Source organism: Pantoea sp. CTOTU46764, from assembly GCF_031974595.1.
Classification (GTDB): Bacteria; Pseudomonadota; Gammaproteobacteria; order Enterobacterales; family Enterobacteriaceae; genus Pantoea; species Pantoea trifolii.
Genome location: NZ_DALYOQ010000052.1, coordinates 18,210 through 32,552 on the forward strand (window position 1 = coordinate 18,210; position 14,343 = coordinate 32,552).

The 14,343-nt window shown below is 56.4% G+C and carries 9 protein-coding genes and 1 pseudogene; 9 read left to right on the top strand and 1 reads right to left on the bottom strand.

Annotation, left to right across the window (positions count from 1 at the left end; genetic code table 11):
- The first annotated feature begins 6 nt into the window (after window positions 1-6).
- The 4 genes from gudD (at window position 7) to RTM06_RS16205 (ending at window position 4,286) form a co-directional block, all read left to right on the top strand.
- Entirely contained in the window at window positions 7-1,338 is a 1,332-nt protein-coding gene (gene gudD, locus RTM06_RS16190; RefSeq protein WP_312183539.1) for a glucarate dehydratase, read from the top strand.
- Between the two features lie 52 nt (window positions 1,339-1,390).
- On the top strand, window positions 1,391-2,158 hold the full coding sequence (gene garL, locus RTM06_RS16195) for a 2-dehydro-3-deoxyglucarate aldolase (protein ID WP_312183541.1): 768 nt from the start codon (window positions 1,391-1,393) through the stop codon (window positions 2,156-2,158).
- A gap of 19 nt (window positions 2,159-2,177) precedes the next feature.
- A complete protein-coding gene (gene garR, locus RTM06_RS16200; RefSeq protein WP_008101398.1) occupies window positions 2,178-3,062 on the top strand; it encodes a 2-hydroxy-3-oxopropionate reductase in 885 nt (294 codons plus the stop codon).
- An 84-nt stretch (window positions 3,063-3,146) separates the two neighbouring features.
- A complete protein-coding gene (locus RTM06_RS16205) occupies window positions 3,147-4,286 on the top strand; it encodes a glycerate kinase (RefSeq protein ID WP_312183544.1) in 1,140 nt (379 codons plus the stop codon).
- Window positions 4,287-4,376: 90 nt separating this feature from the next.
- On the opposite strand, the gene barA is transcribed toward RTM06_RS16205, so the two are convergent.
- Entirely contained in the window at window positions 4,377-7,106 is a 2,730-nt protein-coding gene (barA, locus tag RTM06_RS16210; protein ID WP_312183546.1) for a two-component sensor histidine kinase BarA, read from the bottom strand.
- A gap of 90 nt (window positions 7,107-7,196) precedes the next feature.
- On the opposite strand from barA, the gene rlmD reads away from it, so the two are divergent.
- The 5 genes and pseudogenes from rlmD to eno form a co-directional block, all read left to right on the top strand.
- Window positions 7,197-8,513, top strand: a complete 1,317-nt coding sequence (gene rlmD / locus RTM06_RS16215) for a 23S rRNA (uracil(1939)-C(5))-methyltransferase RlmD (protein WP_312183548.1) — start codon at window positions 7,197-7,199, stop codon at window positions 8,511-8,513.
- 32 nt (window positions 8,514-8,545) lie between these two features.
- Entirely contained in the window at window positions 8,546-10,777 is a 2,232-nt protein-coding gene (gene relA, locus RTM06_RS16220) for a GTP diphosphokinase (protein WP_256697230.1), read from the top strand.
- A gap of 112 nt (window positions 10,778-10,889) precedes the next feature.
- On the top strand, window positions 10,890-11,681 hold the full coding sequence (gene mazG, locus RTM06_RS16225) for a nucleoside triphosphate pyrophosphohydrolase (RefSeq protein ID WP_312183550.1): 792 nt from the start codon (window positions 10,890-10,892) through the stop codon (window positions 11,679-11,681).
- A 241-nt stretch (window positions 11,682-11,922) separates the two neighbouring features.
- Entirely contained in the window at window positions 11,923-13,560 is a 1,638-nt protein-coding gene (gene pyrG / locus RTM06_RS16230; protein WP_007891723.1) for a glutamine hydrolyzing CTP synthase, read from the top strand.
- A 75-nt stretch (window positions 13,561-13,635) separates the two neighbouring features.
- A pseudogene (gene eno, locus RTM06_RS16235) lies at window positions 13,636-14,343 on the top strand (phosphopyruvate hydratase); the annotation flags it as partial.

Genomic DNA, 14,343 nt, shown 5'->3' on the forward strand with positions numbered 1-14,343 from the left:
CAGGAAATGAGTCAGACACCGAAAATTACATCGCTGCAGGTCATTCCGGTGGCCGGTTACGACAGCATGTTGCTCAACCTGAGCGGCGCGCATTCGCCGTTTTTCACCCGCAATATCGTCATCATTAAAGACAATGCCGGACATACCGGTGTGGGTGAGATTCCGGGTGGCGAAAAGATTCTTCAGACGCTGGAGGATGCGGCGGCGCTGGTGGTGCAGAAAACCGTTGGTGAATACAAAAATATCCTCAATCTGGTGCGCAGCACCTTTGCCGACCGCGATGCCAGCGGGCGCGGCAACCAAACCTTTGATTTGCGTACCACCATTCACGTGGTGACCGGCATCGAAGCGGCGCTGCTCGATCTGCTGGGGCAGCACCTGGGCATGAACGTTGCCTCGCTACTCGGCGATGGTCAGCAGCGTGACCGCGTGGAAATGCTCGGCTACCTGTTCTACGTCGGTGACCGCAAGAAAACCTCGCTGCCGTATCAGAGCCAGGAAAACGACAAATGCGATTGGTATCGCCTGCGCCACGAAGAAGCGCTGACGCCGGATACGGTGGTGCGCCTGGCGGAAGCGGCGTATGAAAAATATGGTTTCAACGATTTCAAACTGAAAGGCGGCGTGCTGCGCGGCGGCGAAGAGGCCGAAGCGATAACGGCACTGGCGAAGCGCTTCCCGCAGGCGCGCGTCACGCTCGATCCTAACGGCGCATGGTCGCTGAACGAGGCGATTCTGCTCGGTAAGCAGCTGAAAGGCGTGCTGGCCTATGCGGAAGATCCGTGCGGTGCCGAGCAAGGCTATTCCGGTCGTGAAGTGATGGCGGAGTTCCGCCGCGCCACCGGCATGCCGACCGCCACCAACATGATCGCTACCGACTGGCGTCAAATGGGCCACACGCTGTCATTGCAATCGGTCGATATCCCGCTGGCCGATCCGCACTTCTGGACGATGCAGGGTTCGGTGCGCGTGGCGCAGATGTGCCACGACTTCGGCCTGACGTGGGGCTCGCACTCCAACAACCACTTCGACATCTCACTGGCGATGTTCACCCACGTTGCCGCTGCCGCACCGGGCGCGATTACCGCCATCGATACCCACTGGATTTGGCAGGAAGGCAATCAGCGCCTGACCAAAGAGCCGTTCCAGATTAAAGGCGGCATGGTGCAGGTGCCGCAAAAACCGGGCCTCGGCGTCGAGCTGGATATGGATCAGGTGATGCAGGCCAACGCGCTGTATCAGAAACACGGTTTGGGCGCGCGCGATGATGCGCAAGCCATGCAGTTTCTCGTACCGAACTGGACCTTTGATAACAAGCGTCCGTGCCTGGTGCGCTAACTTTTCCGGCTCCCCGCGCGGGAGCCTGCTGTAACCGACAGGAGTGAAGACAATGAGCAATGCCTGGCCGAATCCTTTTCGTCGCCGTTTGCTGGCAGGAGAAACCCTGATTGGCAGCTGGTGCGCGCTGGCTAATCCATTAACCACCGAAGTGCTGGGCCTGGCGGGCTTTGACTGGCTGGTACTGGATGGCGAACACGCGCCTAACGACATCACCACCTTTGTGCCGCAGCTGATGGCGCTGAAGGGCAGCCACAGCGCGCCGGTGGTGCGTCCGCCGTGCAACGAACCGATCATTATCAAGCGCTTGCTGGATATCGGCTTCTACAACTTCCTCGTGCCGTTCGTGGAAACCGAGGAAGAGGCGATTCGCGCGGTGGCATCAACTCGCTATCCACCGGCTGGCATTCGTGGTGTCTCGGTTTCGCACCGCAGCAACATGTACGGCACGCTGCCGGACTACAACAGCACCATCAACGACAACATCACGGTGCTGGTGCAGATCGAAACGCAACAGGCGGTGGACAACATCGATGCTATCGCCGCAGTCGATGGTGTCGATGGCATCTTCGTGGGGCCGGGCGATCTCTCGGCAGCGCTCGGCTATCTCGGCCAGCCTGCGCATCCCGAAGTATTGAAAGTGATTAAACACGTTTTCGAACGCGCCAAAGCGGCGGGGAAACCGAGCGGCATTCTGGCGCCGGTGGAAGCCGATGCGCGCCGTTATCTGGAGTGGGGCGCCAGCTTTGTGGCGGTTGGCAGCGATCTGGGCGTGTTCCGTCACGCCACGCAGGCGCTGTGTGACAAATTTAAAAAATAACTGACTGAGAGGAAAGGCAATGAAAATTGGATTTATCGGCCTCGGCATCATGGGCAAACCGATGAGTAAAAACCTGGTGAAAGCCGGTTATTCGCTGGTGGTGCGCGACCATAATGTCGGCAACGAAGCAGAGCTGGTGGAGCTGGGCGCCACCGTGGCAAAGACGCCAAAAGAGGTGGCTGAACAGGTGGATGTGCTGATCACCATGGTGCCGAACTCGCCGCAGGTTAAAGAGGTGTGCCTCGGCGCTAACGGCATCATTGAAGGCGCGAAGCCGGGTCTGATCGTGATCGACATGAGTTCCATTGCGCCATTGGCCAGCCGCGAAGTGCATGATGCGCTGGCGGCGAAAGGCATCAAAATGCTCGATGCGCCGGTGAGCGGCGGCGAGCCGAAAGCGATTGAAGGCACGCTGTCGGTGATGGTCGGCGGTGATAAAGCGGTGTTCGATCAGTGCTACGACATCATGAAAGCGATGGCGGGTTCGGTGGTCCACACCGGCGACATTGGTGCGGGTAATGTTACCAAGCTGGCGAATCAGGTGATCGTGGCGCTCAACATCGCGGCGATGTCGGAAGCGCTGTCGCTGGCGACCAAAGCGGGCGTTAATCCTGAGCTGGTTTATCAGGCGATTCGTGGTGGCCTGGCGGGCAGCACCGTGCTGGATGCCAAAGCGCCGATGGTGCTGGATCGTAACTTCAAGCCGGGCTTCCGTATCGATCTGCACATCAAAGATCTGGCCAATGCGCTGGATACCTCGCACGAGATTGGCGCGCATTTGCCGCTGACCGCTGCGGTGATGGAGATGATGCAGGCGCTCAAGGTGGACGGACAGGGCACTTCCGACCATAGCGCACTGGCCTGCTATTATGAAAAATTAGCGAAAGTTGAGATCACTCGGTAGTGCAATCGTCCGGCGTCTGCGGATGCCGGGCGGCTCGCTGCCTTCGCAGGACGGATGTCCGTCATCAACCGCGCTGGATTGCCTATGAAAATTGTCATCGCACCGGATTCATATAAAGAGAGTTTATCCGCCCTGGAAGTGGCTTCGGCGATTGAAGCGGGATTCCGCGAGATCTTTCCTGAAGCTGACTACGTGAAAATACCGGTTGCCGACGGTGGCGAAGGCACGGTTGAAGCGATGGTGGCGGCAACGCAGGGAAACATTGTCCGGCTGACGGTTACTGGACCGCTCGGCAAGCCAGTGGAAGCGTTCTACGGTTTGTCAGGCGATGAGCGTACCGCGTTTATCGAAATGGCGGCGGCCAGTGGGCTGGAGTTAGTGCCCGCCGCACAGCGCGATCCGCTGATTACCACCTCGTTTGGCACCGGCGAGTTGATCAAAGATGCGCTCGATCGCGGTGTCGATCACATCATCATCGGCATTGGCGGCAGCGCCACCAACGATGGCGGTTCCGGCATGATGCAGGCGCTGGGCGCGCAGCTGCTGGATGAGCACGGCAAGGAAATTGCCTATGGCGGTGGTGCATTGCCGCAGCTGGCACACATTGATATCGGACAGCTGGATGCGCGTATTAAAGAGTGCCGCTTTGAAGTGGCCTGCGATGTCAGTAATCCGCTTACCGGTGAAAAGGGCGCATCGGCGATTTTTGGCCCGCAAAAGGGCGCAACGCCGGAGCTGGTGCAGCAGCTGGACAAGGCGCTGGAACATTACGCCACCTTGATTCATCGCGATCTGGATATTGATGTTTTACACATTGATGGCGGCGGCGCGGCCGGTGGCATGGGCGCGGCGCTGCATGCGTTTTGCCAGGCCGAGTTGCGCAGCGGTATCGAGATTGTCACCGAAGCCCTGGGCCTGGCCGAGCAGGTGAAAGATGCCGATCTGGTGATTACCGGCGAAGGACGCATTGATAGCCAGAGCATCAACGGCAAGGTGCCGATTGGTGTGGCAAAAGTCGCGAAGCAGTTTAATAAGCCGGTGATTGGTATTGCCGGGAGTTTGACGGCGGATGTCGGCGTGGTGCATCAACATGGGCTGGATGCGGTATTTAGCGTGCTGTTTAGCATTTGTTCGCTGGAAGACGCGCTGGCCAATGCGGCGCAGAACGTGCGTTTGACGGCGCGCAATGTGGCGGCGGTGATTAAGGTGGGTAAAGCGCTGTAAGCCTGGTCGCCATGAATGGCGACCCTACAAATGCGCACGCATAATGCCGTCGTAGGGTCGGCATTTATGCCGACCTGGTCCGTCACCGCACTAACCCAACGCCAACAATTTTCTCGCCTCTCGCGCCACGTTCGCCATCTCATCGCTCAACTCCAGCAGCTCCGGTTCAAGCGCGTCGATATCGCTCTCCTGATGCAAACTCTTCTCCAGCTGCTGACACAGCTGCTTCAGGCGCGGCACGCCGCTGTAGCTGGCGCTGCCGTGCAGTTTGTGAATAATCTCGCGCAAGCCCACCACATCGTTACTCGCCATCGCACTCTCAACGTGCTCTTCCACTTCTGGCAGGAAATCGAGCAGCATTTGCAGCAGATCGCGGGCTAAATCAGGTTTATTGGCGGCCTGACGCAGCGCTAACGTCCAATCCAGAGACGGCGCCACTTCAGGCGGTTGTGGTTGCGGCGCGATTCGGTTCGGCGCGTAGCGTTGCAGCAGCTGGCTCAGTTTGTCCTCGTCAATCGGCTTCGCCAGATAGTCATTCATGCCAGCATTGATGAGCTGCGCACGTTCACCATCCAGCGCATGCGCAGTAACGGCGACAATCGGTGTGGTGGCGTGCAGCGGCAGGCTGCGGATGATTTCGCTGGCGCGGATGCCATCGATATCTGGCATCTGAATGTCCATCAGAATCACGTCCAGCTTGTGCAGGCGCGCCTGGCGAATCGCCTGCTCGGCGTTATCACACAGAATGATGTGCTGCACCTGCTCCTCCAGCAGCGCGCCAATCAGTTTCAGGTTGGCGGGATTGTCATCCACCGCCATTACCGTCAACGGCTGACGTGCGCCACGCGGCAGCGCATCGCTTTGCCAGTCATGTAAGTCGAGCAGCATTGGCAGCAAGCGTGTTAACGAAACCGGCTTGGCGATACAACCGGCAATGCCGCGCGCGCGCAAGTCGTCGGCAAACAGCATCATTTCACTCGGCAGCGCCAGCAGCACCGAATCGGCACGCGCATGCAGACGCGTAATCAACGCATCCGATAGCGTCGCAGGATGCGGTTCGGTGACCGGCAAGCCCATCAGCAGCAGCGGGAAGTGCGTATCGGGCATCTCTTCCAGACTGGAGAAGTGCTGCACCTGCAACGGCGTGATGCTCAGCATCTCCTGCACCGCTTTCGCCACCGCCGGGTGGGGTTCGATATAGGCCAGCGGGGTGGCGCGCAAATCATCCAGCATGCGCGGAATGGCCGGTGCGTTCGGATTGAGATCAAGATGAATATGTACCCAGAAGGTGGAACCCTGATTCGGACGGCTGTGGAAGGCAATTTCGCCGCCCATCTCGCTCACCAGTTTCTGTGTGATCACCAACCCTAAACCGGTGCCGCCATGACGACGTGAAATACTGGCATCGGCCTGGCGAAACGCCTGGAACAGCTGCGACTGCTGCTGTTCGGAGATACCGATGCCGGTGTCATGCACCTGAATCTCCAGCTCGACGCGCGTGGTGCTGACGCTGCGCAGCTCAACGCGCAGATCGATATGTCCGTGCTCGGTGAATTTAATCGCGTTGCCGATCAGGTTGATCATGATCTGCTGCAGGCGCAGCGGATCGCCAATCACGTTGTCCGGCACCTGTTTTTCCAGGCAGACGGTAATTTCCAACCCTTTGTCGTGGGCAGACGGCGCCAGCAGCACCAGCGTTTCATCCAGCGTGGCGCGCAGCGGGAACGGGATCGATTCCAGCACCAGCTTGCCCGCTTCCAGCTTCGAGAAATCAAGCACGTCGTTAATGATGCTCAGCAGGTTATTCGCCGAACGCTCGATGGTGCTCATGTAGTCGCGCTGGTTGGTGCTCAGCCCGGTTTTCAGCATCTGGCGGGTAAAGCCAATTACGCCATTTAGCGGCGTTCGCAGCTCGTGCGACATGTTGGCGAGAAACTCTGATTTGATACGCGCTGCTTCCTGCGCGCGCTTCTTCGCCAGATCCAGCTCCACGTTCTGAATCTCCAGCTGCTCCAGCGTTTCACGCAGATCGTAAGTCGCCTGATCAATGTTCTGCTGCATCTCTTCGTGATAGGCGGTGAGCGACATCGCCATGGCGTTGATGCCGTTTTTCAGAATGCTCAGCTCGCCCAGCATGTAGCCATCCACGCGACTGTCCAGCTGGCCGCGGCGAATGCGGTCCACGGTGGTGACCATATTGCGAATCGGGCCGGTGACGTCGCGCATCAGGCGATAGGCAAACAGCATGGCGATGCACAGGCAGAACAGCAGCAGCAGCGTAGCGACAAACACCTCTTTGTACTGCTCCAGCCGCACCGATTGCAGATCCAGCTCGATTGCCACATAACCCAGCGGATTCCCGGCGGGCTTGGCATCTTCGCCCGGCAATTCATCCACCGAATAGCGTTCAGAGATAATCGGCGTGCGCAAAATCATCACATTGCCTTGCCGTTCCACCGAGACGCCATCTTCCAGCGTGGAGATGTCCTCTTTCTGTAATAACGAGAGGTTTTGGTTGTTATTCGAGGTGACGTAAACGTGATTGTTGTTGTCGAAAATGGTGATGGCACGGACAATATTGGAGTGGCGGCGATGCAGCAGGCTGACTAATTCGCGAATCGCATCGCGGTTGTGCCACGTCATGCCGTATTCACTGGAGACCGCCAGCGGTTCGATGATGTTCGCCCCCGCGTCGTGCACCTGATGCTGTAATTCGTTGTAGCGGTGCACCACAAAGAAGGTACTGAGCAGCAGGCCAATCATCAGCGTTGGCGCCAGTATCAAAATCATCATTCGCGCCCGCAGGCTGTATTTGGTCATAATTGTGGCCTGGCGATTCCTGGCATTTTTTCCCTGTGCGAGCGCATTGAACGGCTGCACACCCAATTAAAGTAGAGATTTCACAATACTATGGCGCAATTTTACTCTGCAAAACAGCGTGTGACGACTAAGGCGCGCATATCCGTCACCATCGAAGACCTCGATCCTTTCGGACAAGGTGTTGCGCGCCATAAAGGCAAGACGATGTTTGTCAGCGGCGCGCTGCCTGGTGAACAGGCGGAAGTGACGGTGTTCGAGGATAAAAGCAAATACGCGCGCGCCAAAGCCAACAAGATCCTCAATCCTAACCCACAACGGGAAACCCCGCGTTGCGTCCATTTTGGCGTGTGCGGCGGCTGCCAGCAGCAACATGCCTCGGTGGCTTTGCAGCAGGAGAGTAAAGCGCGCGCATTAAGCCGCATGTTAAGCCGCGAAGCGCCGCTGCCGGTGAAGGTCGATGAGATCATTAGCGGCAGCGCGTGGGGCTACCGTCGCCGGGCGCGTTTAGGCTTGCAGTGGCAGCCAAAACAGCAGCGTCTGCAAATGGGCTTCCGCCAGGCCGCCAGCAACGATCTGGTTGAACTGAAGCAATGCCCGGTTTTGGTGCCCGAACTTGAAGCGTTGCTGCAGCCGCTGCACCAGTGCCTCAGCGATTTACAGGCAGTTAAACGGTTAGGCCACGTAGAATTGGTGCTGGCGGATAATGGCCCGCTGATGGTACTGCGTCATCTTGATGCATTATCTGCAGGCGATCGCGCAAAACTGGAACGCTTTTCGCATGAGCAGCAACTGTCGCTCTATCTGGCTGATGGCAGCGAAAGTTTGCTGGCGCTGAATGCGCGCGAACCTTTTTATCACTCGTTGAATTTGCCGCTATCCTTTAGCCCGCAGAATTTTATTCAGGTCAACGATGGTGTGAATCAGCAGATGGTCGCCAAAGCCATTCAATGGCTGGATTTGCAGCCAGAGGATCGTGTGTTGGATTTGTTCTGCGGCATGGGAAACTTTACTTTGCCATTAGGAAAGTTCGTACAAAATGTTGTAGGTGTGGAGGGCGTTGCAGCATTAGTGCAGCAGGCAGCGTATAATGCTGAGCAGACTAATCTCAAGAATGTTCGCTTTTTCCAGCATAACCTGGAGGAAGATGTATCGCGTCAGCCGTGGGCGACGCAGGGATTTAACAAGGTGTTACTGGATCCAGCGCGTGCTGGGGCCGCGGGCGTAATGGCGCATGTGGTTAAACTTGCGCCGCAACGTGTGGTCTATGTTTCCTGTAACCCTACAACGCTGGCGCGTGACAGTCAGACATTGCTGTCAGCGGGCTACCATTTGGAAAGGGTCGCGATGCTGGATATGTTTCCCCATACCAGTCATCTCGAATCCATGGTGCTGTTTAGCAAAGCATAAGCGATGTCCACATCGCTGTGGCAGGAGAGGATATGGTTGCGGTTAGAAGTGCGCATTTAAATACGGCGGGCGAATTTGCCCTCGACCAGTGGATCGCCAGTTTGAGTATCAACAATCCGCAATCCTGTCAGCGACTGGCGGATGCGTGGCGCTACTGTGAAGCCGAAACGCACAACCATCCTGATCAAGCTCTGCTGCTGTGGCGCGGTATTGAGATGGTGGAAATTCTCACCATGCTCAGCATGGACATTGACAGCCTGCGCGCGGCGCTGCTGTTCCCGCTCGCCAACGCCGATGTGGTGAGCGAAGAGGATCTCGAAAAAGCCTTTGGCAAAGAGATTGTGATGTTGGTGCACGGCGTGCGCGACATGGATGCCATTCGCCAGCTGAAAGCGATTCACAACGATTCGATGGCCTCCGAGCAGGTGGATAACGTGCGCCGTATGTTGCTGGCGATGGTGGAAGATTTCCGCTGTGTGGTCATCAAGCTGGCAGAACGTATCGCCCATCTGCGTGAAATGAAAGACGCGCCAGAAGATGAGCGCGTGCTCGCGGCGAAAGAGAGCACCAATATCTACGCGCCGCTGGCCAACCGCCTGGGTATCGGCCAGCTCAAATGGGAGCTGGAAGATTACTGCTTCCGCTATCTGCATCCCGATGAATACAAACGTATTGCTAAGCTGCTGCACGAACGCCGTATCGATCGCGAAGGCTACATCGAAAGCTTCGTCGCCAACCTGCGCGCCGAGATGCAGAAAGAGGGCGTGCGGGCCGAAGTGTACGGTCGTCCAAAACACATCTACAGCATCTGGCGCAAGATGCAGAAGAAGTCGTTAGCGTTCGATGAGCTGTTTGACGTGCGTGCGGTGCGCATCGTGGCGGAACGCTTGCAAGATTGCTACGGCGCACTCGGTACGGTGCATACGCTGTTTCGCCATCTGCCGAGTGAGTTTGACGACTACGTTGCCAATCCCAAGCCCAACGGCTATCAATCGATTCATACCGTGGTGCTTGGGCCGCAGGGCAAAACGGTGGAAATCCAGATCCGTACGCGTCAGATGCATGAAGATGCCGAGCTGGGCGTCGCCGCACACTGGAAGTACAAAGAAGGTCCAACCTCCAGCAACGCGCGCGGCGCGGCGGGACATGAAGGGCGCATCGCCTGGCTGCGTAAGCTGATTAGCTGGCAGGAAGAGATGGCTGATTCCGGCGAGATGCTGGAAGAGGTGCGCAGCCAGGTATTCGACGATCGCGTGTATGTGTTTACCCCGAAAGGTGACGTGGTCGATCTGCCTGCGGGATCAACGCCGCTCGACTTTGCCTATCACATTCACAGCGATATCGGTCACCGCTGCATTGGCGCTAAAATCAGCGGTCGCATCGTGCCGTTTACCTATCAGTTGCAGATGGGCGATCAGATTGAGGTGATCACCCAGAAGCAGCCGAATCCAAGCCGCGACTGGCTGAACCCGAACCTCGGCTATATCACCACCAGCCGCGGACGTTCGAAAATTCACGCCTGGTTCCGTAAGCAGGATCGCGACAAAAATATTATCGCTGGCCGTCAGATCCTCGAAAACGAGCTGAATCAGATGGATATCAGCATGCGCGAAGCGGAGAAACTGCTGCTGCCGCGCTATAACGTCAGTTCGCAGGATGAGTTGCTGGCGATGATTGGCGGCGGCGATATTCGCCTCAATCAGATGGTGAATTTCCTGCAAGGCAAGCTCAACAAGCCGAGCGCCGAAGAGGAAGATCGCGAGGCGCTGCGCCTGCTGACGCAAAAGTCACATGCACCGTCGGCGCGTAAAGAGAGCGGTCGCGTGGTGGTGGAAGGCGTGGGCAATCTGCTGCACCATATCGCCCGCTGCTGCCAGCCGATTCCTGGCGATGATATCGTGGGCTTTATCACCCAGGGACGTGGCATCTCAATTCACCGTGCCGACTGCGACCAGTTAACCGAGCTGATTTCGCACGCACCGGAACGTATCGTTGATGCGGTGTGGGGCGAAGATTACTCCAGCGGTTACTCGCTGGTGGTGCGCGTCACTGCCAACGATCGTAGCGGTTTGCTGCGCGATATCACCACCATTCTGGCTAACGAAAAGGTCAACGTGCTCGGTGTCTCCAGCCGTAGCGACACCAAAAAACAGCTGGCGACCATTGATATGGATATTGAGATCTATAACCAGCAAGTGCTTGGCCGCGTGCTGGCACGCCTTAATCAGGTGCCGGATATTATCGACGCGCGCCGTTTGCATTAGTAAGTGCTGGCTGTTCCCCCATCCTGGCCTTCCCCCGTTCACGGGGGAAGGAGACGCTGCCATATGCGACATCGGCGCATTCTCTCCCTAAATTTTCCCAAAGGATCCTCTCATGACGCCCTTAAACCGCCTGCTCACCATCATGCAAACCTTGCGCGACCCGGAGCGCGGCTGCCCGTGGGATCGTCAGCAAACCTTCGCCTCGATCGCGCCTTATACGCTGGAAGAAACCTACGAAGTGATCGATGCCATTCAGCGCGAAGATTTTGCCGATCTGCGCGGTGAACTTGGCGATCTGCTGTTTCAGGTGGTGTTTTACGCACAGATGGCCGATGAGCAGCAGCGCTTCAATTTTGACGACGTCTGCAACGCCATCAGCGACAAACTTGAGCGCCGTCATCCGCACATTTTTGGCGATGTTCAGGCCGAAACCAGCGAAGAAGTGCTGCAAAACTGGGAAGCGATCAAACACAGCGAGCGCGCGGAAAAATCGCAGCACTCTGCGTTAGATGACATCCCTAAAGCGCTGCCGGCATTGATGCGCGCGCACAAAATTCAGAAGCGTTGCAGTACGGTGGGCTTCGACTGGAATAATCTCGGTCCGGTGCTGGATAAAGTGCATGAAGAGATCGATGAAGTGATGCACGAAGCGCAGCAAGCGGTGGTGGATAACGACAAGCTGGAAGAGGAGATCGGTGATTTGCTGTTCGCGACCGTCAATTTATCGCGCCATTTAGGCAGCGAAGCAGAAGTCGCGTTACAGAAAGCCAACGATAAGTTTGAGCGCCGCTTCCGTCAGGTTGAAGCCATTATCGCCTCACAAGGTTTAGCGATGAGCGATGCCACCCTGGATCAAATGGAAGAGGCCTGGCAGCAGGTGAAAGTGTTGGAGAACAAGCAATAAGCGAATCTGGCGATTATTCCAGCACTGCGCATAAATTCGCCGCTTGAGCTTACTCGATTCAGCCTTGCGGTGACTTTGTGACATACATCAACATTTCGCACCATGCTATCCGCTATGTTACCGGCTTACCTGTGGAGGACGATGGTGTGATTCATCAATTGTGGCTTAAGACGACTTCAAGTATACTATTTTCCCGTCTTGGTTATTCCACCGTCTTTAAACCTAAACTCTCAGGTTCAGCATGACAACGAATTATATTTTTGTGACCGGCGGGGTCGTTTCCTCTCTGGGCAAAGGCATTGCCGCAGCCTCCCTCGCAGCTATCCTTGAAGCACGTGGTCTGAATGTGACCATCATGAAACTCGATCCGTACATCAACGTCGATCCGGGTACCATGAGCCCAACGCAGCACGGTGAAGTATTTGTTACCGATGATGGGGCCGAAACCGATCTGGATTTAGGTCACTATGAGCGCTTCATCCGCACTAAAATGTCGCGCCGCAACAACTTTACTACCGGTCGTATCTACTCAGAAGTGCTGCGCAAAGAGCGTCGCGGTGACTATCTGGGCGCTACGATTCAGGTTATCCCGCACATCACCAACGCCATCAAAGAACGCATCATCGAAGGCGGCGAAGGTCATGACGTCGTTCTGGTTGAGATCGGCGGTACCGTGGGTGATATCGAATCCCTGCCGTTCCTCGAAGCGATTCGCCAGATGGCGGTCGATGTCGGTCGTGAACACACCATGTATATGCACCTGACGCTGGTGCCGTATATGGCGGCCGCAGGCGAAGTGAAAACCAAGCCAACCCAGCATTCAGTGAAAGAGCTGCTGTCGATCGGGATTCAGCCAGACGTGCTGATCTGCCGTTCTGACCGCGCTGTGCCGGCGAACGAGCGCGCTAAAATCGCGCTGTTCTGTAACGTGCCAGAAAAAGCGGTTATTTCCCTGAAAGATGTGGATTCCATTTATAAGATTCCAGGCATGCTGAAATCGCAAGGTCTGGATGATTACATCTGCAAGCGTTTCAATCTGAACGCGCCGGAAGCGAACCTGGCCGAATGGGAACAGGTGATTTACGAAGAAGCCAATCCGGGCGGCGAAGTGACCATCGGTATGGTCGGCAAATATGTCGAACTGCCGGATGCGTACAAGTCAGTGATTGAAGCTTTGAAACACGGCGGCCTGAAAAATCGCGTTACCGTGAACATCAAACTGATCGACTCGCAGGATGTTGAAACGCGCGGTGTCGAATTACTGAAAGATCTGGATGCTATTCTGATCCCTGGCGGCTTCGGCTACCGCGGTGTGGAAGGCAAAATGATGACGGCGCAATACGCCCGTGAGAACAACGTGCCTTACCTGGGGATTTGCCTGGGCATGCAGGTTGCGCTGATGGAATTTGCCCGCAACGTTGCCGGTATGGAAGGCGCGAACTCTACGGAATTTGTGCCAGACTGTAAGTATCCGGTGGTTGCGCTTATCACCGAATGGCGTGACGAAGAGGGCAACGTTGAGCAGCGCACTGAGCAGAGCGATCTGGGCGGCACCATGCGTCTGGGCAGCCAGCAGTGCCAGTTGACGCCGGAAAGCAAAGTGCGTCAGTTGTACGGTTCTGAAATCATTACCGAGCGCCACCGTCATCGTTACGAAGTAAACAATATGTTGCTGAAGCCGATTGAAGCGGCGGGTCTGCATATTGCCGGTCGTTCTGGCGACGATCAGCTGGTTGAGATCATTGAGATCCCGAACCACCCGTGGTTTGTTGCCTGTCAGTTCCACCCGGAATTCACGTCGACCCCACGCGATGGTCATCCGCTGTTCGCTGGCTTTGTGAAAGCCGCGCAGGAACACCAGAAGCGTTTAGCGAAGTAAGTTTCACGAACAACGCGCGAACTTTTCGCGCGTTGTTTGTCTTAGGATTGACTAACTTGTACTGAGGAAAATCGAATGTCCAAAATCGTAAAAGTCATCGGTCGCGAAATCATCGACTCCCGTGGCAACCCAACTGTAGAAGCAGAAGTGCATCTGGAAGGCGGTTTCGTTGGTCTGGCTGCTGCGCCATCAGGTGCATCAACCGGTTCTCGCGAAGCACTGGAGCTGCGTGACGGTGACAAATCTCGTTTCCTGGGCAAAGGCGTAACCAAAGCGGTTGCGGCTGTTAACGGTCCAATCGCTAACGCGGTAACCGGTAAAGATGCCAAAGACCAGGCGAACATCGATAAGATCATGATCGAGCTGGACGGTACTGAGAACAAATCTAACTTCGGTGCTAACGCCATTCTGGCGGTTTCACTGGCTGCTGCTAAAGCTGCTGCTGCCTCTAAAGGCCTGCCGCTGTACGCGCACATCGCTGAACTGAACGGCACCCCAGGCAAATACTCTATGCCGCTGCCAATGATGAACATCATCAACGGTGGTGAGCACGCCGACAACAACGTCGACATCCAGGAATTCATGATTCAGCCAGTTGGTGCGCCAACCCTGAAAGAAGCCATTCGCATGGGTTCTGAAGTCTTCCATCACCTGGCGAAAGTGCTGAAGTCGAAAGGCATGAGCACCGCTGTTGGTGACGAAGGTGGCTACGCGCCAAACCTGGGTTCTAACGCCGAAGCACTGGCTGTTATCGCTGAAGCGGTAAAAGCAGCAGGCTACGAG

Coding starts and splice junctions, on each gene's coding strand:
- barA (WP_312183546.1), bottom strand. CDS start 7,106: ATGACCAAATACAGCCTGCGGGCGCGAATGATGATTTTGATACTGGCG.
- gudD (WP_312183539.1), top strand. CDS start 7: ATGAGTCAGACACCGAAAATTACATCGCTGCAGGTCATTCCGGTGGCC.
- relA (WP_256697230.1), top strand. CDS start 8,546: ATGGTTGCGGTTAGAAGTGCGCATTTAAATACGGCGGGCGAATTTGCC.
- garR (WP_008101398.1), top strand. CDS start 2,178: ATGAAAATTGGATTTATCGGCCTCGGCATCATGGGCAAACCGATGAGT.
- pyrG (WP_007891723.1), top strand. CDS start 11,923: ATGACAACGAATTATATTTTTGTGACCGGCGGGGTCGTTTCCTCTCTG.
- mazG (WP_312183550.1), top strand. CDS start 10,890: ATGACGCCCTTAAACCGCCTGCTCACCATCATGCAAACCTTGCGCGAC.
- rlmD (WP_312183548.1), top strand. CDS start 7,197: ATGGCGCAATTTTACTCTGCAAAACAGCGTGTGACGACTAAGGCGCGC.
- garL (WP_312183541.1), top strand. CDS start 1,391: ATGAGCAATGCCTGGCCGAATCCTTTTCGTCGCCGTTTGCTGGCAGGA.
- RTM06_RS16205 (WP_312183544.1), top strand. CDS start 3,147: ATGAAAATTGTCATCGCACCGGATTCATATAAAGAGAGTTTATCCGCC.